The organism is Microbulbifer maximicatervae (SeqCode) (genome assembly GCF_052467305.1).
Map to the genome: position 1 here is coordinate 1,104,048 of NZ_CP174306.1, position 20,852 is coordinate 1,124,899.

General features: G+C 53.6%; 25 protein-coding genes. 15 read left to right on the forward strand and 10 right to left on the reverse strand.

Going from position 1 to position 20,852, the window contains the following annotated elements; all coding sequences use genetic code 11:
- Positions 1-192 precede the first annotated feature (192 nt).
- The 3 genes from djlA to ACJJI4_RS05065 all read left to right on the forward strand — a co-directional run bounded on the left by djlA (position 193) and on the right by ACJJI4_RS05065 (position 2,605).
- Complete coding sequence (gene djlA / locus ACJJI4_RS05055; RefSeq protein WP_444927300.1) at positions 193-978, forward strand: co-chaperone DjlA; 786 nt, start codon at positions 193-195, stop codon at positions 976-978.
- Between the two features lie 46 nt (positions 979-1,024).
- Positions 1,025-1,333 carry a BolA family protein gene (locus ACJJI4_RS05060; RefSeq protein ID WP_444927301.1) on the forward strand — a complete coding sequence of 103 codons (309 nt, stop codon included), beginning with the start codon at positions 1,025-1,027 and terminating at the stop codon, positions 1,331-1,333.
- A gap of 429 nt (positions 1,334-1,762) precedes the next feature.
- A complete protein-coding gene (locus ACJJI4_RS05065; RefSeq protein WP_444927302.1) occupies positions 1,763-2,605 on the forward strand; it encodes an OmpW/AlkL family protein in 843 nt (280 codons plus the stop codon).
- Positions 2,606-2,718: 113 nt separating this feature from the next.
- Here ACJJI4_RS05065 and ACJJI4_RS05070 read toward each other — a convergent pair whose 3' ends face one another.
- The 3 genes from ACJJI4_RS05070 to recQ all read right to left on the reverse strand — a co-directional run bounded on the left by ACJJI4_RS05070 (position 2,719) and on the right by recQ (position 6,656).
- On the reverse strand, positions 2,719-2,961 hold the full coding sequence (locus ACJJI4_RS05070) for a hypothetical protein (RefSeq protein ID WP_444916611.1): 243 nt from the start codon (positions 2,959-2,961) through the stop codon (positions 2,719-2,721).
- 279 nt (positions 2,962-3,240) lie between these two features.
- A complete protein-coding gene (locus ACJJI4_RS05075) occupies positions 3,241-4,752 on the reverse strand; it encodes a CoA-acylating methylmalonate-semialdehyde dehydrogenase (protein ID WP_444927303.1) in 1,512 nt (503 codons plus the stop codon).
- A 98-nt stretch (positions 4,753-4,850) separates the two neighbouring features.
- The gene (recQ, locus tag ACJJI4_RS05080; RefSeq protein WP_444927304.1) at positions 4,851-6,656 is read right to left on the reverse strand and encodes a DNA helicase RecQ; all 1,806 of its coding nucleotides are present in this window, start codon (positions 6,654-6,656) and stop codon (positions 4,851-4,853) included.
- Between the two features lie 153 nt (positions 6,657-6,809).
- On the opposite strand from recQ, the gene ACJJI4_RS05085 reads away from it, so the two are divergent.
- On the forward strand, positions 6,810-7,238 hold the full coding sequence (locus tag ACJJI4_RS05085; protein WP_157953964.1) for a hypothetical protein: 429 nt from the start codon (positions 6,810-6,812) through the stop codon (positions 7,236-7,238).
- On the opposite strand, the gene ACJJI4_RS05090 is transcribed toward ACJJI4_RS05085, so the two are convergent.
- The gene (locus ACJJI4_RS05090; RefSeq protein WP_444927305.1) at positions 7,222-8,034 is read right to left on the reverse strand and encodes a glutaminyl-peptide cyclotransferase; all 813 of its coding nucleotides are present in this window, start codon (positions 8,032-8,034) and stop codon (positions 7,222-7,224) included. The two genes, ACJJI4_RS05085 and ACJJI4_RS05090, sit on opposite strands and share 17 nt — an antisense overlap.
- A gap of 9 nt (positions 8,035-8,043) precedes the next feature.
- Here ACJJI4_RS05090 and ACJJI4_RS05095 point away from each other — a divergent pair, with 9 nt between their 5' ends.
- Positions 8,044-8,679 carry a DUF502 domain-containing protein gene (locus ACJJI4_RS05095; RefSeq protein WP_108732551.1) on the forward strand — a complete coding sequence of 212 codons (636 nt, stop codon included), beginning with the start codon at positions 8,044-8,046 and terminating at the stop codon, positions 8,677-8,679.
- On the opposite strand, the gene mnmC is transcribed toward ACJJI4_RS05095, so the two are convergent.
- The 4 genes from mnmC to ACJJI4_RS05115 form a co-directional block, all read right to left on the reverse strand.
- Entirely contained in the window at positions 8,672-10,660 is a 1,989-nt protein-coding gene (mnmC, locus tag ACJJI4_RS05100; protein ID WP_444927306.1) for a bifunctional tRNA (5-methylaminomethyl-2-thiouridine)(34)-methyltransferase MnmC2/FAD-dependent 5-carboxymethylaminomethyl-2-thiouridine(34) oxidoreductase MnmC1, read from the reverse strand. The two genes, ACJJI4_RS05095 and mnmC, sit on opposite strands and share 8 nt — an antisense overlap.
- Positions 10,661-10,673: 13 nt before the next feature.
- Complete coding sequence (fldB, locus tag ACJJI4_RS05105; RefSeq protein WP_108732552.1) at positions 10,674-11,213, reverse strand: flavodoxin FldB; 540 nt, start codon at positions 11,211-11,213, stop codon at positions 10,674-10,676.
- Between the two features lie 14 nt (positions 11,214-11,227).
- Entirely contained in the window at positions 11,228-11,701 is a 474-nt protein-coding gene (gene trmL / locus ACJJI4_RS05110) for a tRNA (uridine(34)/cytosine(34)/5-carboxymethylaminomethyluridine(34)-2'-O)-methyltransferase TrmL (RefSeq protein ID WP_108732553.1), read from the reverse strand.
- 82 nt (positions 11,702-11,783) lie between these two features.
- Positions 11,784-12,314 (reverse strand): glycine cleavage system transcriptional repressor, encoded by a 531-nt coding sequence (locus tag ACJJI4_RS05115; RefSeq protein ID WP_282933559.1) that lies wholly within the window; start codon positions 12,312-12,314, stop codon positions 11,784-11,786.
- 92 nt (positions 12,315-12,406) lie between these two features.
- Here ACJJI4_RS05115 and ACJJI4_RS05120 point away from each other — a divergent pair, with 92 nt between their 5' ends.
- The 4 genes from ACJJI4_RS05120 (at position 12,407) to ACJJI4_RS05135 (ending at position 14,498) form a co-directional block, all read left to right on the forward strand.
- On the forward strand, positions 12,407-12,751 hold the full coding sequence (locus tag ACJJI4_RS05120; protein WP_444896613.1) for an MTH1187 family thiamine-binding protein: 345 nt from the start codon (positions 12,407-12,409) through the stop codon (positions 12,749-12,751).
- Between the two features lie 16 nt (positions 12,752-12,767).
- The gene (locus ACJJI4_RS05125) at positions 12,768-13,580 is read left to right on the forward strand and encodes a class I SAM-dependent methyltransferase (RefSeq protein ID WP_282933557.1); all 813 of its coding nucleotides are present in this window, start codon (positions 12,768-12,770) and stop codon (positions 13,578-13,580) included.
- A 62-nt stretch (positions 13,581-13,642) separates the two neighbouring features.
- Positions 13,643-13,867, forward strand: a complete 225-nt coding sequence (locus tag ACJJI4_RS05130) for a YheU family protein (RefSeq protein WP_444927307.1) — start codon at positions 13,643-13,645, stop codon at positions 13,865-13,867.
- Positions 13,860-14,498, forward strand: a complete 639-nt coding sequence (locus tag ACJJI4_RS05135; RefSeq protein ID WP_444927308.1) for an alpha/beta family hydrolase — start codon at positions 13,860-13,862, stop codon at positions 14,496-14,498. Before ACJJI4_RS05130 ends, ACJJI4_RS05135 begins: the two co-directional genes overlap by 8 nt.
- Here ACJJI4_RS05135 and ACJJI4_RS05140 read toward each other — a convergent pair.
- The gene (locus tag ACJJI4_RS05140; RefSeq protein WP_413665059.1) at positions 14,473-14,760 is read right to left on the reverse strand and encodes an antibiotic biosynthesis monooxygenase family protein; all 288 of its coding nucleotides are present in this window, start codon (positions 14,758-14,760) and stop codon (positions 14,473-14,475) included. The two genes, ACJJI4_RS05135 and ACJJI4_RS05140, sit on opposite strands and share 26 nt — an antisense overlap.
- Positions 14,761-14,878: 118 nt before the next feature.
- Here ACJJI4_RS05140 and tusA point away from each other — a divergent pair, with 118 nt between their 5' ends.
- On the forward strand, positions 14,879-15,109 hold the full coding sequence (tusA, locus tag ACJJI4_RS05145; RefSeq protein ID WP_282933554.1) for a sulfurtransferase TusA: 231 nt from the start codon (positions 14,879-14,881) through the stop codon (positions 15,107-15,109).
- A gap of 75 nt (positions 15,110-15,184) precedes the next feature.
- Here tusA and ACJJI4_RS05150 read toward each other — a convergent pair whose 3' ends face one another.
- Positions 15,185-15,871 carry a hypothetical protein gene (locus tag ACJJI4_RS05150; protein WP_444905848.1) on the reverse strand — a complete coding sequence of 229 codons (687 nt, stop codon included), beginning with the start codon at positions 15,869-15,871 and terminating at the stop codon, positions 15,185-15,187.
- A 293-nt stretch (positions 15,872-16,164) separates the two neighbouring features.
- Between ACJJI4_RS05150 and ACJJI4_RS05155 the strand changes: the two genes are divergently transcribed.
- The 5 genes from ACJJI4_RS05155 to ACJJI4_RS05175 are packed head-to-tail and all read left to right on the forward strand — an operon-like array spanning position 16,165 to position 20,844.
- Positions 16,165-16,749: an elongation factor P hydroxylase gene (locus tag ACJJI4_RS05155; RefSeq protein WP_413665060.1), complete on the forward strand. Its 585-nt coding sequence runs from the start codon at positions 16,165-16,167 to the stop codon at positions 16,747-16,749.
- The gene (locus ACJJI4_RS05160) at positions 16,746-17,639 is read left to right on the forward strand and encodes a 5'-3' exonuclease (protein WP_444927309.1); all 894 of its coding nucleotides are present in this window, start codon (positions 16,746-16,748) and stop codon (positions 17,637-17,639) included. The genes ACJJI4_RS05155 and ACJJI4_RS05160 overlap by 4 nt, the downstream gene beginning before the upstream one ends.
- Complete coding sequence (locus ACJJI4_RS05165) at positions 17,636-18,757, forward strand: 4-phosphoerythronate dehydrogenase (protein WP_444927310.1); 1,122 nt, start codon at positions 17,636-17,638, stop codon at positions 18,755-18,757. Before ACJJI4_RS05160 ends, ACJJI4_RS05165 begins: the two co-directional genes overlap by 4 nt.
- Positions 18,748-19,899, forward strand: a complete 1,152-nt coding sequence (locus ACJJI4_RS05170; RefSeq protein ID WP_444894415.1) for an ATP-NAD kinase family protein — start codon at positions 18,748-18,750, stop codon at positions 19,897-19,899. Before ACJJI4_RS05165 ends, ACJJI4_RS05170 begins: the two co-directional genes overlap by 10 nt.
- Before the next feature lie 3 nt (positions 19,900-19,902).
- Positions 19,903-20,844, forward strand: coding sequence for a class I SAM-dependent methyltransferase (locus ACJJI4_RS05175; protein WP_444927311.1), 942 nt, complete (start codon positions 19,903-19,905; stop codon positions 20,842-20,844).
- Positions 20,845-20,852 lie beyond the last annotated feature (8 nt).

The following is a 20,852-nucleotide window of genomic DNA, read 5'->3' on the forward strand; positions in this document are numbered from 1 at the left end:
GCCTGAGGACTAGTGATAGTTTCGAGATTGATTGCCGCGTCAAAAGATAGACCTGGCGGGTTCATTTCTATTAGGTTGTGACCAGCGATTCATATTTGGGGATTAAGGCGCCGTAGTACGTGGTATGATAGGCGCGTTTTACTTGTTTGATTCTTATATAGCGGGCGCGACTTTTAGCGTCTAGGAGAGTGTATGTCCTGGTTAGGGGCGGGGTTAGGTGCAGGCTTTGGTTTTATGTTTGGCGGCCCAATTGGTGCGGCATTGGGAGCCTGGATCGGCAGTTCATTTGGTTCCAGTTTGCAGCAGCGCCTCGGGAAGGCTGCTTCGGCCCTGAGCAGGGATGGAGCCCAGACAATCTTCATTGTGACTCTATTTTCGATGCTGGCAAAAATGGCTAAGGCAGATGGCCTGGTTTCCAAAGCTGAAGTGGAGTTTATAGAGGGTTTTATTAGAAGTAACCTCCGTCTGGGTACTGAGGAGCGCAAGCATGCAATCCGTATTTTTGAAAATGCCAAGACTGATAAGTACAGCATTTACGATTACGCAAAACAGTATCGCCAGCTGGTTCGCGATCAAGCAATGCGGGAAATGGTGTATCGCCTATTATTTGCTGTTGCTTATGCCGATGGTGAATTACACAGCGCAGAAGAAGAAATTTTAAAACGCATCACTGTTGATCTTGGGTTGCATGAATCTTTATTTGCGGCAATGCAAAATGAGTTTTTGCACGGGGGTAGGAGTACGGCTGCAAATCTGGAGCAGCATTACGCAGTGCTGGGTTGTACCCCGGAGACTAGCGATAAAGAGCTTAAATTAGCTTATCGCCGAAAAGCAGCAGAGTACCATCCCGATAAAATTGCTTCCAAGGGGTTGCCTGAAGAGTTTATGCGTCATGCTGATGATCAGATGAAAAGCATTACTGTTGCCTATGAAGCGATTGTGGAGGCGAGAAAGCAACAGGCTAAGGTTGTCAGCTAGGTTCTGGAAAGTAGCCTTGCTGTATCGCAAATAAAGGAGTTGATAGATGAGTCTTGCTGAGACAATTAAAGATAAACTGACTGCGGAATTTTCTCCTCAGCATATTGAAGTGCAATGCGAAAGTCATATGCACAATGTGCCTACTGGCTCTGAAATGCACTTTCGGGTCGTTTTGGTGAGTGAGGTGTTCAATTCGGCAAGGAAAGTGCAGCGCCATCAAAAAGTCTATGCGGCTTTGTCTGAAGAAATGGCTGGCCCAATACATGCTCTGGCTCTGCACACTTACAGCCCGGAAGAGTGGGAGGGACAGGCCCCCCAGAGTCCTGAATGCCAGGGTGGTGGAAAAAAGTCGTAATTCAGAGCTTTATTTAAAACAACTCAGACAGGTTCCAGTTCTGGGACCTGTCGCGTTTTTCATGTAAACAGCCATTCAAAAATTTTCAGTTTCTTTTTGCGTCATGAAAGCCCTCATAAGCTTTTACTGGTATTAAGAATCAGTAGTGAAATGGCGTCTATTTTTTGTTTGTTAATTTAGATCTCTTCATATCTTTCTTGCTCTGGTGGCCGCTAGAATTCCAAGAGGCGCCTATCCATTTTAAAAATCATACTTTGTTCGGGAAAATTAAACGCCAAAAAGCGGTTTAAGTGCCAGAAAACAATAAATACTTTTTTACACGCCAACATTTGTTTGTTTTTTCTACACCTGTTACTTCGTGCGACTAGACTGACCATTGATTGGGCTGATTGCTGTTTGATCTGCTGAATATCAATGGAGTTACCACAAATGAAGATGACGCGTATTCTGATCCCCGTTATGACGCCCCTCGCCTTAGCAATCTCTAGTGTCGCTTCGGCAGGACCGGCTGGCTATGCCCCTCCCCCACCAAAGACCCAGGAGTTCAAGGTTCGAATTGGTGGGGCCTATATCTCGCCCAACTCGGATAATGTCACCTTTGGTGATAGATTCTTTGACTGGCCGGATGATGATTTTTTTGACTGGGGTTCATTCCGTTCCAATGTTGATCCTAGTGATGAGTGGGGCTGGTTTATCAATGTCGAGTGGCGGGCTACCGACCATATGAGTGTATCCCTGAGTTACACCGAGGGTGACCGCCATACAGGAGGAGATAACAGGCCTTGGCTGTATCGCTTCAACGATGATTTTAGAGACTACCACCGTCGCCGCGATTTTGCCAGATGGAAACCTCAGCTTACTGCTGCCTATCTGAATTACTATCCTCTAGATCCCAGCTGTATGGTTCAGCCTTATATGGGAGTCGGAATCAACTACACCGACTTTACCGATGAGCGCTTGAGGCATTGGGGCTGGTGGGATGATGTTGATGATGAAATACTATTCCGTCCTTGGGATGGTCGTGTAAACCTTGGCGATAACTGGGGTTATACTTGGCAAATTGGCGTTGACTTTAATTTCGGTCACGATAGTAGCTGGCTAATCAATCTTGCAGCTATTTACTATGATGTTGATACTGATATCGAAGTGGATGCTCGCTGGTTTGATGACGATCTAGGGGAGCGTTATCGCCACAGATTCGGTGGTGATTACCTCTTTGACCCCTGGTCATTCAACATTGGTGTAGGCTACAAGTTTGATTTCCACTGGTAATCAGTCATGCAGCCAAAAAAGGGCGCTTCGGCGTCCTTTTTTATTTAACGCTCATCTGATATTCAGGGGAAGGCGCTTAATTTTTCTTGAGTGCTGCAGCTGCCAATTCTTGATTACAAGTGGCGCTTATATTGATCGCAGTTGTATTCTTTAAATTTCTCTCTCAATTTTTTTATCTTGTCCTTCCATTTCTCCATCTGCTCTCCCGATCCGCCATCTTTTCTTTCTTCGCGGAAGTGTTCAATTTTTTGCTGCCACTTTTTACATTTCTTAAATGATGCATCCTGTTGTGCTGCTGCCTGATGGGTAGCGGTCAGCACAGCAACAAGGGCAATGGCGAGACCTGTGGTTTTCATAATGGTTGTTCCAATTATTGCTAAATAAATAATCCCACCCTGTCAATCTAAAGTAAATGAGATGCATTAAAAAATAAGAACTTATTTGTTTTTTTTGTGAGTAAATTAGTGAGGTAAATATAAGGTTTTGGTGCTAAGTGTGAAAAACGGGGCAGGGGAGTGTTTCAGGAACGTAAAGGTTGGAGTCCTGAAGGTTCATGCCTGCTAGCAGTTTATATCTGGAGATAGGAAGAAGGCCCGCTTAGTTATGGGCCTTCTTATAATGATTTGTTTCAGTAATTACTGATTTGAGGGGAAACTGAACTGAATACCTTCCCTTACACCACTGGTAGGCCAGCGCTGGGTAATGGTTTTGCGCTTGGTGTAAAAACGCACTGAATCGGGGCCGTAGGCGTGGAGGTCGCCAAACAGTGAACGCTTCCAGCCACCGAAACTGTGGTGTGCTACCGGTACCGGCAGAGGTACGTTGATACCGACCATTCCAACTTTAATATTGTCGCTGAAATAGCGTGCGGCCTCACCGTCGCGAGTAAATAGACAGGTGCCGTTACCGTATTCATGAGCATCGATAATATCCATTGCCTCTTGCATGGACTCGACACGCATCACACAGAGTACCGGGCCAAATATCTCCCCGCTGTGAATCGACATTTCCGGAGTGACTCGATCAAATAGGCAGGCACCCAGATAATTACCATTTTCAAAACCGGAAACGGTTTGGTTGCGCCCATCTACAGCCAACTCGGCACCTTCTTCGATACCAGCGGCAATATAACTCTCCACTTTTTGTAAGTGTTGCCGGGTTACCAGTGGCCCCATATCGCTTTGGCTGTCCATACCATCGCCGATTTTCAGATCAGCAATTTGTACTTTGAGCTTCTCAACAAGGGCATCGGCGGTTTCATTACCTACCGCTACAGCGACAGAGATGGCCATACAGCGTTCACCACAGGAACCATAGGCTGCGCCCATCAGAGCAGCGGCAGCGTTGTCCAGATCGGCATCGGGCATGATGATCGCATGGTTCTTGGCACCGCCAAACGCTTGCACTCTTTTGCTATGGGCGGTACCTGTGGTGTAGACATATTCCGCGATCGGAGTCGATCCCACAAAGCTCACCGCTTGGACACGTTTATCGGTGAGGAGTGTATCGACGGCCTCTTTACCGCCGTTAACTACATTTAGTACCCCTGTAGGGATGCCGGCTTCTATACCCAGCTCTGCGATAAACAGTGCGGAGGAGGGGGTGCGTTCGGAGGGTTTTAGTACAAAGGTATTGCCGCAGGCAATTGCCATGGGCCACATCCACAGGGGGACCATAGCGGGGAAGTTAAAGGGGGTTATGCCGGCACAAACACCCAGTGGTTGGAATTCGCTCCAGGAGTCTATTGCCGGCCCGACATTTTTACTGTGTTCGCCCTTTAGCATTTCCGGAGTAGAGCAAACGTACTCGATATTCTCGATGCCCCGCTGTAATTCCCCCATCGCATCGTCGAGGACTTTGCCGTGTTCCAGGGTAATCAGCTCACAAATCTTTGCGGCGTTCTCCTGCAGCAGGTCTCGCAGGCGGTACATAATTCGTACTCGCTTGGCCGTCGGAAGGTTTCGCCAAGCAGGGAAGGCCGCTTCAGCTGCGCTAATGGCCTCTTCAACAGTCGCTTTAGAGGCTAACGAAACCTGGGCGATCACTTCATTGGTGGAGGGGTTGGTGACCTCTTGGAGTTCGGAGTTACCTGCGGCACCGGTGTTATTAACCATGTTGCCATTAATCAGGTGGCCGATTACTTTCATAGTTCTCTCTCAGTCGGGTTTATCAATTATTGTTCTACTGCTTTGCCCCTTTGTAACACAGCTCTGTGTTTTGGGGAAAAGCTCCCGACTGTTCGGAGTTATTCGTGTTTGGGAAAATCCCTGAGAACCGCTAAAAATGCATCGCCGAAGCGTTCGAGCTTACTGTCTCCAACGCCGGAAACCGCTAATAGCTCGCTGTGTGTTTGTGGGTGGGCTTGTACCATGCCGCGCAGGGTCGCATCGTGGAAGACGACATAAGGCGGCACGCCGCGCTCTTCTGCCAACTGTTTGCGACAGTTGCGCAGGGCTTCCCAAAGCACTTGGTTTTCTGGGCTGAGATCATCCAGGCTGCGACTGTCACGGCTCTGCGAGCGCGCTGCTTTCGGGGGAAGCTTGCGCAGGTTGAGAGTCTCTTCCCGGCGCAGCAGCGGGCGACAAATTTCAGTGAGCCTCAGCCCCTGGAATTCTCCCTCGACCTCCAGGTAGCCGCGAACAATCAGCTGCCGCACGACTGCCCGCCATTCGGCCGCGCTCAGGTCTTTGCCGATGCCATGAGTGGAGAGCTGGTCGTGCTCGAATTTGCGGACTTTCTCGTTCTCGGAGCCGCGCAGTACATCGATCACGTGGCTGGCGCCAAAGCGCTGTCCGGTGCGATAGACACAGGAGAGTAGTTTTACCGCTGCCTCACTGGCATCCCAGGTGGCAGGTGGCTCCAGGCAGGTATCACAGTTGCCGCAGGGGTTGTCCAGTGGTTCCGCAAAATAGTCCAGCAGGGCCTGGCGGCGGCAGCTGGTGATTTCACACAGCCCGAGCATGGCATTCAGGCGGCTGCGTTCCTGGCGCTTGTGCTCTTCGCTGCCCTCTGAGGACTCCACCATCTGGCCGATCTTTACCACATCCTCGAGACCGTAGAGGAGTAAAGCAACTGAGGCCCCACCATCGCGGCCCGCACGGCCCGTTTCCTGATAGTAGGCTTCGATGCTTTTGGGTAGGTCCAGGTGAACAACGAAACGCACATCCGGCTTATCAATCCCCATGCCAAATGCAATTGTGGCGACAACAATGACACCCTCTTCACGCAGGAAGCGGCGCTGGTGCTCGGCGCGGGTCTCGGCGGGTAGCCCGGCGTGATAGGGCAGGGCAGTGAAGCCCTGCTGGCTCAACCACTCCGCAGTGTTCTCCACTTTGGCTCGGGACAGACAGTAAATAACCCCGGCGTTGCCCTGGTGTCCGTTTTGTAAGAATTGCAGCAGTTGGCGGCGCTGGTTGTCCTTGGGCTCAATGCGGTACTGGATATTGGGGCGGTCGAAGCTGCTGACAAAGTGGCGGGCCTCTTCCAAGTCCAAGCGGCGAGCAATTTCTGCACGGGTGCGCTTGTCTGCTGTCGCTGTCAGGGCAATACGGGGTACCCGGGGGAATTGCTCGTGCAGGCAGTTGAGTTGCAGATAGTCGGCGCGAAAGTCGTGCCCCCATTGGGAAACACAGTGGGCTTCATCAATGGCAAACAGCGACAGTTCAACCCGTTGCAGTAGTGACAGGGTTCGTGGCTGTAGCAACCGCTCCGGGGCTAGATAGAGGAGATCCAGCTCACCGTGTAATAGCTGGCTTTCGATTGTCTGGATTTCGTCGTAGGCCACTGATGAATTCAAGTAAGCGGCGCGGATGCCGGCTTCCTGAAGAGCTTCTACCTGGTCCTGCATCAGGGCAATCAGGGGAGAGATAACAACTCCACACCCGGGGCGCGCCAGGGCGGGAATCTGGTAGCACAGGGATTTACCACCGCCGGTGGGCATTAATACCAGGGCATCATTGCCGGCTACCAGTGTGTCGATAACTGCTTTTTGAGGATCGCGGAAATCGGTATAGCCAAAAACGTGTTCGAGAATATGTTGTGGGGAATTCATGGGCGGGGAGTATACCTTGTGGCTTGATCGCGCGTGGTATGTTTATTGATGAGTATGCCGCTGAAATTGAATGAAATTGACGGCTTTACGTCTGTGACATATTTCGCGGGTTATAATCCTACGCCATCACAGCGGCAAGCTAAGGATAGGGCTATGCGCACATTGATTTTGTCAACTGTGTTGTCGTTGACGGTTCCTGCCGGACTTCTGGGGTGTGCCTCCACCTCCCCACATAATCTGGTTCAATCTGTTGTTGCTGACACTCACCTGGGGTGGCAAACAGCACCGGAAAACCAACTGGCATTTTCCCTGGCGACCGCATCGGGTGTTGCCCAGGTTGAGCTACAGCCTTTGCCGGAAGAGTTCACGGTGGTCACTCTCGAGTTACCCGGCATGCAAAAAGTTGAAAATATTCAGTGGGAAAATGAAGAAGGGAAATTCACCACGCTGTATGACGGCGAGGCGAGTTTGGAAGGCGTCAGCCTACAGAGCCGGGGGCACGGCTATCGCTTGCAGTTGCAGTTGTCTGCGATGGACTATCTCCGGGATGGGGGTGTGCTGACCGTTACGGATCAGCGTTAGAAACTCTACTGGTACGCTCAAAGCCCAGTCCTGCAGGGCGAATCAAATAGAGCTGTTTCCAGTACTTTCCAGTTACCCAGAGCCCATTTTTGGCTTTGTCCCAGGCGATTCCATTGGCCACGGTGTCAGGATGATTTCTGCCGGCCGGATTGAGAGCGCTGAGATCGATAATGCCGCGCACCTGGCCACTCTCCGGATCTATGGCAATAATCTGTTTTTCTTGCCATATATTTGCCCAAATCAGGTCCTGGGCAAATTCCAATTCATTGAGTCTGGACCAGTTTTTACCTCCGCCTTGAACTTTGAGGTGTCGCACTACCTCAAAAGTATCGGGATCGCGGAAAACCAGTTCGCCACTGCCATTACTCATAATCAGCTGCTGGCCATTACTGGTGAGGCCCCAGCCTTCGCCTCGGTAGTGCATGACCTTCAAATGTTGGAGCTTGTCTGCGTGGTAGACATGGACCTCTCCCGCCTTGTAGGTCAGCAAGTAAAGTTTATCGTTGAGAACTGTGAGCCCTTCGGCGAAACGATTCCTAGCCAGCCATTTGCGTCTTACTGGATTGGCCCCAGGGTCGGTATACTCGGCGAGCCAGGAGCGGCGGTAGCGACCACTGCTCTCCCACCAGCGTTGACCATCGTAGAAAAGCCCCTGGGTGAAATGGTCCCCTCCACGCTGGCGCTCTTCCAGGATGGAAAAAGGGATTGTCTGGAGTTGTGTCTCTGCAGCTGCACTTTGCGGCCACGGGGCGTAAAGCAATAACAGTATCCAGCTGTTCACGAGAAGTCGGTTCATCAATAGCCTATGACCAGAATTAAAACTTTTATCACTTTGACGCTGCTGGGTGGACTCGCAGTGGTGCTGCCTATAGCTATCTTTGTCCTGCTGTTTCAGTGGCTGTTCGGTCAAGTTAGTGATCTTGTAGCTCCCGCTGTGGTGTGGCTTGAGGCGCATACAGAATTTAAGAATACCCTTGCCAGGCTCGTGGTGATAGCCCTGATTCTTGGTGGTTGTTTCGCGATTGGTTTGTTGGTGAAAACCAGTGTTGGCAGCTGGTTGCACCGCCATGTGGATCACTGGTTGGGACGCCTGGCGCCGGGTTACAGCACCATCAAAGATGTGGTGATCCAGTTTATTGGTGGCGGTGGTGAAGGTGTGCTGGCGGGGCCGGTAGCCAAGGTCCGCATTCACGGCATTGATAATCCGCTCACCGTCACCGCAATTGTCACTTCTCAACACCCCAATGGAGATATGACCGTCTATGTGCCCACAGCGCCGGTACCCACCTCCGGGTTTGTGTTTCACGTACCGGCAGAGTGCGTAGAAATACTGCCCGGCGTGAGTGTTGAGGCGGCGATGAAGACGATCGTCGCCTGTGGTTCCGGCAGTGCCAACTTGCTGTCTTCAGAGAAGAAGGAGACTGGAGTCCCCTCTACTTGATATCTCGGTTTCTACCCAGATCGCGAATGGCAAAGCGAGCCGGGTGCAGTGCTTTGGCCAGGGTTGCGCTGACCGGAAGGGGCTCGTTGAGCATCCAGGCAGTCAGTACCTCGGCTGTTAGTGGTGCGTAGGTAAAGCCACGGGAACCCAAGCCTCCCATTACATAGAGGCCTTGCTGGTAGTCAGCCCGCTCGGGAACGTACTGCTTGCGATTCTTGCGCAGTGCGACATAGGTATCGTTGATAGAGTCCCAGTTGGGTAAGGGGCCGGCTAAGGGTAGGTAGTCGGGGGTCGCTGCGCGCAAAGCCGCTCGGCCAGTGAGAGACTGTTGTGAGAACTCATCTGCTATTTGCGGCAGTAGCTCTGCCAGGTTTTGTAGATTCTCGCTGTGCTCGCTAACTCGTAGGTCAGTAGCGGTCTCCTTAAGCTTAAAGGTGGCACCAAAGCTCTGACGCCCTTGATAGGCAGGAGTGATATAACCCTCACCGCACAAAGCCATTTGTAACTGCGAAGAATTCTCAGTGGCCGTTGCTCTGGACACCTGCCCGCGAATTGGCTTCAGGGGGAGGGCCGCCGCAGGGGCAAATTGGCGAATATCATTGGCGCCGCACAGAACTACCGTATCAAATTGAAAGTCACTGCGGTCTGTTCTTACTGACCAACCGCTCGATTCTCGCCCTAACCCTTTTACCAAGCTGTTGCTGTGCAGGTTGATATTTGGGTGCTGTAATAAAGTGGCGCAGACTTTGCGCGGTTCAATCCACCCGGCGTGAGGAAAGTGCAGTCCACCCACGGGTAGGTCGACGCCTGCCAGAGAGCTGGCCGCTCGAGCATCGACAGGTTCAGCCAATAGCTGCCCATCGCTCTCCGCCAGTGTGGCGGCAACCTGACTCTGTAATTGCTGTTCCCGCTCAGTTTGCGCCAATTGAAGCAGACCGCTGAAGTGGCTCACTTTAGAGCAGCGGCTGCGATAGTAGCGTTGGGCAAACATCAAAGCGTGGAGATTGAAGTCTCCGTTGGGGCCGGGCTTGGGAGATAACTTGGCGTATAGAATTCCCTGGTCATTCCCAGAGCCACCAGAGCCGGGTTCCTCACCCTGTTCAAATACCTGAACATCGATGCCGCGCTCTGCCAGTGCCCGGGCAATAGTGGCACTGGCTATTCCCGCGCCGACAATAGCGACGGTTTTAGGGGGCTTGCTTTCCTGGTGAGGCAGGTGCCACGGAGTTTCTCTGGTTTCGCTCACTTGTGGGCTCTCCAGAGTGCCACACAGCATCTCTCTTTTGCGCCCGAAGCCGGGAACCTTGCGCAGGGAAAAACCGGCATCGCGGAGTCCGCGCTTAACCAGCCCGGCACAGGTAAAGGTGGCGAAAGTGGCGCTGGGACTGCTCAGAGCGGCCATGTTGTTAAACAGCTCTGATGTCCACATATCCGGGTTCTTGGCTGGGGCAAAACCATCCAGGAACCAAGCGTCTACCTGGTGATCGCTGTCCCTTTGCAGGCGCAAGCTGTTCAGGGCCTCACTTGCCTCCCCGATAATTAGGGTCAGGCTGACTGGGCCAAAGTGCAGCCGGTGAATGCCGGCGGCCAGCAGGGGAGGGTAGCTATCAATCAAAGGCTGAGCGAACGGGGCCAGTTGTGGCCAGAGATCCAGTGCCCTGCGCAGGTCGTTGGGACGCAGTGGGAACTTCTCGACCGAAATAAAGTGCAAGCGAGCACTTTCCGGGGCCGTTTTCTGCCAAAGCTCTGCGGCAGCGAGAAAGTTCAGGCCGGTGCCGAAGCCTGTCTCGGCAATGGTAAAGGTGCCGTTCTCTGCGAGCTGTTGCCAGCGTTCAGCCAGGGCATTTTGCTGCAGGAAAACGTAGCGGGTTTCCTCCAGGCCGGAGGCGCTGGAAAAATAGATATCGTCGTAGGCGCGAGACAGCGGTTGGCCGTCTTCACGCCATTCAATTTCTGCGTACTTCTTGTCCGGTTCGCTCACAATAAGACTTCCGTCAGCCCCCATCCTGCAAGCCAAACTCGCGCATTACCTGGTCGCACCAGCGCTGGATACGCTCCTCGCTCAGATCGAATTCGTTCTCCTCATCCAGGGCCAGCCCGACAAACTGGCTGCCATCGGCGGTTAGCCCCTTGGACTCTTCAAACTCGTAACCTTCTGCGGACCAATAGCCCACTGCACGGGCACCGCAGGCGAGGAGCTGTGAATGCAAATAGCCCAAGGCGTCCTGGAACCACTGGGGGTAGCCTTCCTGATCACCCAGACCAAACAGCGCGACCTTTTTCTCGTGCAGGTCCAGCGCGGCCAAGTCGTCCCAGATATTTTCCCAGTCCTCTTGCAGTTCGCCGTAGTCCCAGGTGGGAATGCCGAACAAAAGGAAGTCGTAGTCTTCGGCGAGGCCAATATCCGCCTCTGCGATATTGTGGATATCAATCCATTGAGGACCGATACACTGGCGGATCTTCTCCGCAGCCATTTCGGTATAGCAAGTGCTGGAACCGTAAAAGAGTCCGATTGGGGCTTGGGAACTTTGCATAACAGGTGAACTTCTTACTGCTGGGACACGGCGCCACTAAAATCCAATTGTCGCCAGGCCTCATAGATAACAATGGCGGCGGCATTGGATAGGTTGATACTGCGGCTCTCGGCACGCATGGGGATACGCAATGTGTTTTCGGCCCCTACTGCTTGCAGGAACTCTGCGGGTAGCCCCCGGGTCTCCGGGCCAAATACAATGGCGTCATCCGCCTGGAATTCGATCGCGGTATGGCTTTTGCTCCCCTTGGTGGAGAGCGCCAGTACCCTGGCGGGTTGCTCGCTATCGATAAAGGTCTGCCAGTCCTTGTGGCGCACCACGCGACTGTACTCGCTGTAGTCGAGGCCGGCGCGGCGCAGGCGTTTGTCATCCATATCGAAACCTAAGGGCTCGATAAGGTGCAGCTCTGCCCCAGTATTGGCACAAAGTCGAATAATATTGCCGGTATTTGGAGCTATTTCAGGTTGGTATAGAACAATCTTAAACATGAGGTGGCGTTTGCGCTGGAGAGACTTCTAGCTAGACCGGACAGCAGTGCCCGGCCCTGTACGGCTGCGGATTATTCCACAATTAGATGGGGGTGGCGATCTCCTCGCAATCGATCTCGACCCCGAGTTCATTGGCAATCTGGTCCAGATCGTCACGCAGGCCGTCGAGATCTATGTCTTCGGCCACACTGATAGTGCACTCGGCATTAAACAGGGGCTCACCGCTCCAGGGGGTGCTGCCGTAAGTGGTTTCCAGATGCTCCATATTGATATGGTGAGCGGTAAGTGCGCGCGAGATCTCGCGGACTATGCCGGGACGGTCGTTGCCAACCAGTTTCAGCGTCAGCGTTTGCTGGGGTTTGGCGGATACTGCAATGGCATCTTCAATAACCAGGTTGTAGCCTGCGTTTGCCAGGGCTGACAACGCTTCTTTAAGTGTCTCACTTTTATCTGCGGGCACCGCCACCCGCAGGATTCCGGCAAACTTCCCAGCGAAGTGGGCCATATGGCTGTCTTCCCAGTTGCCGCCGTTATCTGCGATAACTGCTGAAAGCTTTTCCACGACACCGGGCTTGTCATCAGAGATCATGGAGATAACGAGATGCTGTTGCATATAGGGTTCCTTTGCTTCACGAGAGACGTTGAGCTGACATTGTAATAGGATCTCGTCGAATAACTCTATCGGCCAATCTCAAAAGCGTTATTTTGAAACCAATATCCAAGTACTTTAACGAGGGACTGTTGATGAACGTGATTGCGGACTTATGTGTGATCCCTATCGGCGTTGGTGTTTCCGTCAGTAAATACGTTGCTGAGTGTGAGCGGGTGCTGGAAGAGGCGGGGCTTTCCTATCGCCTGCACGCATACGGTACCAATATCGAGGGGGACTGGGATAAGGTGATGGCGGCAGTTAAAGAGTGCCACGAGCGGGTACATCAAATGGGCGCCGACCGAATCAGTTCCAGTCTGAAATTGGGAACTCGTATTGACCGCGAGCAATCTATGCAGGATAAGATCAACAGTGTGCAAATGAAGTTGGACCAACGATAACAACACAGGAAAAACTATGACGAGCAATTTTAAGAAATCCCTGGTGGCCCTGGCCGGTGCCCTGGCTTTGGCGGGCACAGCCCAGGCCGCAGATTTCTCTGCTGCCATTAAGGGGGATCATCGCAACAAGGATTATGTCGCCCGCGATCAGTACCGCAACCCAGCGGAGACCCTGGAGTTTATGGGGATCGAGCCGGATATGACGGTAGTGGAAATTACCCCGGGCGGCGGTTGGTATACCGAAATTCTCGGGCCCTACCTGAGCAAGAAGGGGACCTTATATGCAGCGCACTTCCCTGAGAATAGTGAGTCCGACTACTTCAAGCGCTCCCTGAAGAACTTCAAAGCAAAGCTGGCTGCTAACGATAAGGCTTACAAGAAAGTAATTGTGACTGAGTTTGCCCCGCAAACCGGTCGCGAGATTGCTCCGGCAGGCAGTGCCGATGCCGTAGTAACTTTCCGCAACGTGCACAACTGGATGTATCGCGATTATGCCGATGAAGCTTTTGCCAGCTTTTTTGCCGCGCTGAAGCCCGGTGGTGTTCTGGGGATCGTTGAGCACCGTGCCAAGCCAGGTACCAGCCTGGAAGATATGGTGAAAAGTGGTTATGTCACCCAGGAGTATGTTATCGACCTGGCTAAAAAGGCGGGCTTTGAATTCGAAGAGGCCAGCGAGGTAAATGCGAACCCCAAAGACACTGCTGACCACCCCAAAGGCGTATGGACCTTACCGCCGGTAATGCGCTTGGGTGAAGAGGACCGTGAAAAGTATCTCGCTATCGGCGAGAGCGATCGTATGACCCTGCGCTTCCGCAAACCCAAGTCCTGATCGTTTTACAATATTCTGGGGGTGGCTATGGCTGCTCCCAGCCTACCTGAATTAGTCGCTGTATGATTATTCCCTTCGAACAACTAGGTGCCGATACCCTGCAATCTCTGCTGGAAGAGTACGCCACTCGCGAGGGCACCGAATACGGTGAACGTGAAGTGGAACTGGTGGACAAAGTTGCCAGCCTGCGTCGCCAGCTGCAATCCGGCCAAGTGGTGATCTGGTTTGAGCCCGGTGAAGAAACTGTAAACCTGGTCCTGGCCGAGGACCTGCCCCCCGATGTCTGAGTGGTTGATCGATAGCCCGAGAGAGCCCCTTGCGCGCTTTCTGTTTGCCCATGGCGCCGGGGCGCCGATGGACAGTGAGTTTATGCAGTTCCTGGCGCAGGGGTTGTGTGAGCAGGGTGTGGAAGTTGTCCGTTTTGAGTTTCCCTATATGGCGCAGCGGCGCACCGGGGGAAGTAAGCGGCCACCCAATACCATGCCCCAGCTGCAAGAGTCTTTCCGCGAGCAAATCGTCCAGTTAGGCCCCGAGTTGCCCCTGTTTATCGGTGGTAAGTCCATGGGCGGGCGCGTGGCGAGTCTATTGGCGGATGAATACTGGGGGCAGAAGGCGATTGCCGGTGCCGTATGCCTGGGATATCCGTTTCACCCCCAGGGCAAGCCGGAAAAGCTGCGTACCGAGCACTTGGTGGATATTCGCTGCCAGACCTTGGTGATACAGGGAGATCGGGACCCATTAGGCAGCCGGGCTGAGGTAGAGGGCTACGGTTTGGCGAACACCATTGAGGTCGAGTGGCTGGAAGATGGCGATCACGACTTTAAACCCCGTCGCGCCAGCGGTTTTAACCAGCTTCAGCATTGGCAATCCGCAGTAGAGTTGGCTGCCCAGTTTATGCTGCGATCTCGAGGACAGTAATGCGCTCTTCCCGCACCATCAGTGGGTTGAGTAGATTCATCTGTGCGCGGCGCTCCTGGCTGGTATACCAGTGTTGCCAATGGAGCTCAGATTGCCATTTGGAGAGTGTAAAGCGCCGCAAGGGATTGCCCTTCTCGATATAGGTCTGCCCCTCGATAAAGCCTACTGTGCGGTAGGCGCAAGTGAGGATTTTGCGGGCGGCCTCTTCATAGCTGCCCTGCATTTCTGCCGCAATTTCCCGTTCTATCAACACGTAGATCATTGTCAGCCCGAATTGCGTTAGCCCTATGAGGATTTTAGTGCGGGCGCAGGGGAATTACCGCGCGGCCCTCATGCCTCTGGAGATGACGACGGCGGTAAAATTGCGCACAATGATACCTATGAAGTCAGATCACACCTTAGATGCCCGTGGCCTCCTGTGCCCGGAACCCGTCATGATGCTGCATTCAGCGGTGCGCAATGTCGCCGATGGTGAAGTGTTGAAAATGGTTGCTACCGACCCCTCCACTCAGCGGGATGTGCCCAAGTTCTGCCAATTTCTTGGATATGAGCTGGTACAGCACGCAGAGGAAAATGACGAATTTGTCTACTGGATTAAAAAAGCGGAATAGCGGGTCGCGGTTGCTCCAGCCCCCATGCCATTGGCGGGGGCTGGCACACTCCTGAATATTAAGACCCAACAGTCCCTAGGGAGCTGTCACCAGGGCAGCGATAGCGGCCAGGGCTTCGGGGTCCTCGGATTTAATTTTGTTAGCGATATGGTGTTGGAAAAAGTACCGGAATCCCTCGCTCTCCTGCGCGGGGTACAGGCAGTGATCCCCCGGTAAAACCGGAGTGGTTTCAACAATATCGTGGTCTATTAGCATGCCGTGAATATCCCCGTCGGCGTGCAACCTCCAGCTGACGACCTCAATCAGTGTCAGGTTCTCGCGCTGTTCATCCATAAACACAGCGTGGGTGCCGATGGTGTCGGGGATCTCCTGGAGTACTTCCTCAGCTTTATTGCTCTCGTATTCAAAGTATTCCGCCGCAGTCTCCAGCTCGACGATCTTGTGAATGGGGGGCTGATGGAAGATTTCCTCGATGCCGGGGTCATAGTAGCCCTCAAAGCGTCCGTCGAGAGGGTCCTTGATGTCGGGACAGGCCACTATGGTGTTTAACCAGGGAACGAGGCCTACGACCTCGCCATTTGCTTTGAGACCCCAGCATAAAACTTTCAGGCTATATAGATCTGTGCCGCTGGAGTTGTTGGAGTAGAGCATTTCCAAGCCGTCTAGCTCCGGCGAAAGACGAATAAAGCGCCTGTCCGCAGAAGTTTCGATGGGCTCGCCGGTGAAGAGGTCAACCACATTGTTGATGCTGTGGTCTGTCATGGAACACCTCCTTGCAGGGCCGGTTGTATACCGTCTCCACGTCAGATGAAGGTGCGACAGCGAAATGCCCTACCTCTGAAGGAAGACTGGGGCAGGAGGGTGTTTGATTGCTTTAATTCCCTCCTCGGGGAGACGCTAGAAGGACACGCCCTCTGCGGCATCCCTGTTCCTAAAGGTATATGTTGATTTGCCGAAATACAACCAGCGCCTTTTGCGCCCCGCAAGCGCCTGCGCTTTGATCGGGGCGCAGGCGTTGATATAGTCCCCGCCTTTGAGGTATCCCGGAGAACGCCTTGCCTGTTGCAACCGCAGAAATGGCTTCTGTTCCTACGAAACTGCCAATGGCTGATCGTATCGTCAGAGTCTTCGATCACTGTTTTTCAGACCCAAATGGGCTCAATACCCGACTTCGCGGGGGCTTTTGCGAGCCCTATTACCGGCCCAGGGGGGAAGGTCAACCCTACCACCAGGTAGAGTTCACCCTGGACTATGCCGCCAGCGCTTTGCATGAAGTCGCGCACTGGTGTGTCGCCGGAGAGGCCCGGCGGCAGTTGCCAGATTACGGTTACTGGTATGCGCCGGATGGTCGCAGTGCCGACCAGCAGGCTGAGTTCGAGCAGGTAGAGGTCAAGCCACAGGCCCTTGAATGGATCTTTGCACGGGCTTGCGGACTCAAGTTCCGCGTAAGCGCCGACAATCTGGAGAATGGATTGGGCGCCAGCGACCCGTTTAAAAAGGCCATCTGGCAGCAAGTTCTGGACTATTGTGATACCCGGCCCAACCCTCGGGCCTGTGCATTCGCCGAAGCCCTGATGAAGGAATTCGGTTGTCCCAATCCTTTTGATCGGGGCAGCTACCAATTGGCGGATCTCTCTTGAATAGTTATCTCATAGACGCATCGGTATATATTTTTCGCTACTACTTTGCGCTGCCGCCCAATTGGGAGAGTCGCAGTGGCTACCCCACTGAAGCCGTTTACGGCTTTACTAACTTCCTGTTGGATATGTTGGCGCGACAACCGGGCTATATTGCCTGCGCCTTCGACGAATCATTGGGAAGCTGTTTTCGCAATGAGATTTACCCGGACTATAAGTGCAGTCGCGCACTGCCCGATGAAGCCCTGGCTTTCCAGCTCGCGGCGTGCCGGGAAATGGCTGAGGTACTGGGTATTGCCAGCTTTTCCAGTGAGCGCTACGAGGCCGATGACATACTGGCCACGTTAACCCGGAAGCTGCACCGGCATAACCCAGTGGTCGTGAGCCGGGACAAGGATCTGGGGCAGCTGCTGGCTCGGGGTGCTGTATCCCTGTGGGATTTTGCCAACGACCGGCACCTGGATGGCGAAGGCGTACGGGAAAAGTTCGGTGTGCGCCCGGAGCAGATTCCCGACTATCTGGCCCTGGTGGGAGACACTAGCGATGATATTCCCGGGATACCCGGCGTTGGCCCAAAGACAGCGGCACGCCTGTTAGAGACATTCGACACTATAGAAATGTTGCTGGAGCAGCTCGATACCCTTGCCACAATGCCCATTCGCGGAGCCAAGGGATTGGTGGCCCGGATAGAGGAATACGAAGAGCAGCTGCACCTCGCCAAGCGCCTGACCAGTCTTGAGGAGCGGGTTCCCCTGGATATAAAACTGGCAGATTTGCGCCCACAGCCGGTAGATGTCTATCTGGCCCGTGCCCTGGCGGAGGAATTTGGTATCGGCGGCCTGAGCAAGAAGATTGAACGCACCTTAGTGGGTGTTGATGGAGAACTTACATGACGGATAGCGCTGCACAGAGTGCGGGATTAAAAATTGTCGCCGATGAGAATATTCCTGCGTTGGAGGAGTATTTCGGTGATCTGGGAACGCTGGAGCGCTACCACGGCCGCACCTTGAGCCGAGAACAATTAATTGATGCAGATATTTTGTTGGTGCGCTCGGTCACCCAGGTTGATCAAAGCCTGCTGGAGGGGACCCGGGTGCGCTTTGTTGGCAGCTGCACCATAGGCACTGATCACCTGGACACCCAGTGGTTGGAGCGCAATGAGATCTTCTGGAGCGCCGCGCCTGGCTGCAATGCCAACTCCGTGGTGCAGTATGTTTTCTGCACCCTGGCCGCACTGGAAATTGACTGGCATGGGCGCAGCTTCGGCATAGTGGGCTGCGGCAATGTGGGTGGATTATTGCAACAGCGCTTGCATGCCCTCGGGGTTTCCTGCGCAGTTTACGATCCCTGGCTACCGGAAAACCCGGATGCGAGTGAGCTGGCAAAGGTGCTGAGTCAGGATATTGTTTGCCTTCACGCACCGCTGGTTAAGGGCGGTACCTACCCCAGTTTCCATATGATTGGAGCAGAGCAGTTGCGCCAGCTTCGCGATGGCAGCGTACTGATTAGCGCTGGCCGGGGTGGGGTTGTTGACAACCGGGCACTGCTGGCGGAAATCCAGCGGGGCAAGCGTTTTACTTCCGTACTGGACGTATGGGAGAACGAACCGGATATCGATACTGAATTATTGCAGCATGTTGACCTGGGGACACCGCATATTGCCGGTTACAGCCTGGATGGGAAGCTGGCTGGCACCCGTATGATTCGCGAGGCCCTGTGCCGGGAATTGGGTATTGCACCTATGTCTGCGGAATGTCAGCCGGCTGTTACCTCTAAAGAGATCAGGGGAGACTCAGCAGAAGAATTACTGTTGCAGATGTACAACCCCCGCGCGGACGATCGCCGCCTGCGCGCGGCTGCAGCAGATGATGTGCCGATGGAGAAGGCTTTTGATTTGCTGCGTAAAGAGTACCCCGAGCGCCTGGAGTTCAGTCACTACAAAACTTCAGCCCAGACTTTGGGTGACGAAGAGAAGCGGCAACTGGAAGTGTTGGGGTTGGCGTGCAGTTAAGTAAACAAGTAAAAAAGCTTGGTTTAATTATTAACCCCTGGGCTGGCATTGGTGGCCCGGCGGGTCTCAAGGGGAGCGATGGTGCCGAAACGGTGCAACGCGCGCTGGACGCAGGTATTGAACCCCAGGCAAATCAGCGTGCGGCGCTGGCTCTTGAAGAGTTAAAACCCTATAAGGATGAGCTGGAAATCCTGTGCTTTGCCGGCGATATGGGGGCCAGTACAGCGCGTAAACTCGGTTTTTCTGTCTGTGAAGTGGGCGTGGCCGAGTGCTCGCCATCCTCCCCGGAAGATACAGAGCGTGCAGCAGCTACTATCCGCAACAATGGTGCAGACCTCATTGTTTTTATTGGCGGTGACGGCACTGCGAGAAATATCGTCAATGCCCTGGGGGATAATTTCCCGGTGCTGGGTATTCCCGCCGGAGTGAAAATGCACTCCGCCTGTTTTGCGATTTCCCCTAAAGCGGGTGGTGAGGTTTTGCGCCGTCTGATGGCGGGGCAGCTGGTGGACCTCGCTGAGCGTGAAGTGCGGGATATTGATGAGCAGTCATTCCGCAGTGGGCGGGTAACCACGCGTTACTACGGCGAGTTGCTGGTGCCCCAGGAAGGCCAGTTTTTACAGGCGGTAAAAAATGCCGGCCGCGAAGTGGAAGAGCTGGCAGTTGCGGATATCGCCGCAGAGATTACCGAAGACCTGGACCCGCAAACCCTGTATGTCGTTGGCCCAGGCTCTACTACATTGGCAATCCTCAGCGAGTTGGGCTGTGAGGGGACACTGTTGGGGGTGGATTTATTACTGGATGGCCAGTTGTTGCAGTTGGATGTCAGTGCGCCGCAAATTGAACAGGCCATCGCTGATCACAGCGGGCCGGTAAAAATCATTCTCACCGCCATTGGTGGCCAGGGTCATTTAATTGGCCGGGGTAACCAACAATTGTCAGCCAATGTACTGCGGCGCGTTGGGCGCGATAATTTAATCGTGGTTGCGACTAAGACAAAAATTACGGAATTGCATGGGCGCCCGCTATTAATCGATAGCGGTAACCCCAAGCTTGATAAACGGTGGAGTGGTTTTATTCGAGTGGTTACCGGCTACCGGGATGCCATTCTTTATCCACTGAGTAACGGGGATATTCAATAAGCGATGAGTGCAGATTGGCAGTTACTGCTGGAGCAGGTAGAAAATAAATTAGGGCAAAATGTTGTCGACAGCCGCCGTTTTTTTCACGGCCGGGGTCGCAGCTATGAGGGCTTGGAGCAGGTTTGCGTCGACAGCTTTATCCCCGCTTTGTTAGTGACTTTTTTTGAAGAATATGAAGGTGAAGTAGAGCTGTGTAAAAAACTCTGGCAAATGGCCGAGGCGCGAGGCTATCAGGGTGTCGCTGCGCAGCGACGCTATCTCCCTGGGGCACCTTTACAGTGGCACTTCGGAGAGCCGGTAACAGACCCGGTCGCGCAGCGTGGAGACCTTAAATTCCCCCTCACGTTTGATCGACAAAATGTGGGTTTCTTCCTGGATATTGAGCCGGGCAGGGCCTGGCTTGAAGAGCAGGTGCGTGCAAGAGCCGGGCAGACGTCGGCAAAAATGCTCAATCTTTTCGCTTTCACCTGTGCCTTTTCTGCGGTCGCGCGAGCGGCAGGTGATATCGATATTGTCAATGTGGATGTCAATCGCGGTGTTTTAAATCGCGGACGGGAAAATCACGAGGTTAATGGGCTGTCGCTCAAAGGGGTTCAGTTCCTGCAATTCGATGCACTGCGTCAATTCAAGCGCTTCGACCGTCGCGGCCCCTTTGACCTGGGCATTGTCGATCCGCCGACACGACAGAAAGGTCGCTTCGATGTCAGCCAGAATTATGAAAAGTTGCTGAGGCAGCTGCCCGCTTGTCTCGCCGCTGAGGCGGATCTGCTGATGGTAATCAACTCGCCCCGGCACAGCGAAGCCCAGTTTAGAGAGTTAATCCTCGGATCTGACAGCGGTTATGAAGTTGTAGCGCGCTTGGAGCAGAACCCGGATTTCCCTGATCGGGACCCGGATGCTGCCTTAAAAATGCTGCACGTTAAATATCGTCGCCAATCCCAGTAATAGCGATT

Bases quoted from the DNA above. Each gene is read 5' to 3' on its own strand.
- djlA (WP_444927300.1), top strand. From the start codon at position 193: ATGTCCTGGTTAGGGGCGGGGTTAGGTGCAGGCTTTGGTTTTATGTTT.
- ACJJI4_RS05060 (WP_444927301.1), top strand. From the start codon at position 1,025: ATGAGTCTTGCTGAGACAATTAAAGATAAACTGACTGCGGAATTTTCT.
- ACJJI4_RS05065 (WP_444927302.1), top strand. From the start codon at position 1,763: ATGAAGATGACGCGTATTCTGATCCCCGTTATGACGCCCCTCGCCTTA.
- ACJJI4_RS05070 (WP_444916611.1), bottom strand. From the start codon at position 2,961: ATGAAAACCACAGGTCTCGCCATTGCCCTTGTTGCTGTGCTGACCGCT.
- ACJJI4_RS05075 (WP_444927303.1), bottom strand. From the start codon at position 4,752: ATGAAAGTAATCGGCCACCTGATTAATGGCAACATGGTTAATAACACC.
- recQ (WP_444927304.1), bottom strand. From the start codon at position 6,656: ATGAATTCCCCACAACATATTCTCGAACACGTTTTTGGCTATACCGAT.
- ACJJI4_RS05085 (WP_157953964.1), top strand. From the start codon at position 6,810: ATGCGCACATTGATTTTGTCAACTGTGTTGTCGTTGACGGTTCCTGCC.
- ACJJI4_RS05090 (WP_444927305.1), bottom strand. From the start codon at position 8,034: ATGAACCGACTTCTCGTGAACAGCTGGATACTGTTATTGCTTTACGCC.
- ACJJI4_RS05095 (WP_108732551.1), top strand. From the start codon at position 8,044: ATGACCAGAATTAAAACTTTTATCACTTTGACGCTGCTGGGTGGACTC.
- fldB (WP_108732552.1), bottom strand. From the start codon at position 11,213: ATGCAAAGTTCCCAAGCCCCAATCGGACTCTTTTACGGTTCCAGCACT.
- trmL (WP_108732553.1), bottom strand. From the start codon at position 11,701: ATGTTTAAGATTGTTCTATACCAACCTGAAATAGCTCCAAATACCGGC.
- ACJJI4_RS05115 (WP_282933559.1), bottom strand. From the start codon at position 12,314: ATGCAACAGCATCTCGTTATCTCCATGATCTCTGATGACAAGCCCGGT.
- ACJJI4_RS05125 (WP_282933557.1), top strand. From the start codon at position 12,768: ATGACGAGCAATTTTAAGAAATCCCTGGTGGCCCTGGCCGGTGCCCTG.
- ACJJI4_RS05130 (WP_444927307.1), top strand. From the start codon at position 13,643: ATGATTATTCCCTTCGAACAACTAGGTGCCGATACCCTGCAATCTCTG.
- ACJJI4_RS05135 (WP_444927308.1), top strand. From the start codon at position 13,860: ATGTCTGAGTGGTTGATCGATAGCCCGAGAGAGCCCCTTGCGCGCTTT.
- ACJJI4_RS05140 (WP_413665059.1), bottom strand. From the start codon at position 14,760: ATGATCTACGTGTTGATAGAACGGGAAATTGCGGCAGAAATGCAGGGC.
- tusA (WP_282933554.1), top strand. From the start codon at position 14,879: ATGAAGTCAGATCACACCTTAGATGCCCGTGGCCTCCTGTGCCCGGAA.
- ACJJI4_RS05150 (WP_444905848.1), bottom strand. From the start codon at position 15,871: ATGACAGACCACAGCATCAACAATGTGGTTGACCTCTTCACCGGCGAG.
- ACJJI4_RS05165 (WP_444927310.1), top strand. From the start codon at position 17,636: ATGACGGATAGCGCTGCACAGAGTGCGGGATTAAAAATTGTCGCCGAT.
- ACJJI4_RS05175 (WP_444927311.1), top strand. From the start codon at position 19,903: ATGAGTGCAGATTGGCAGTTACTGCTGGAGCAGGTAGAAAATAAATTA.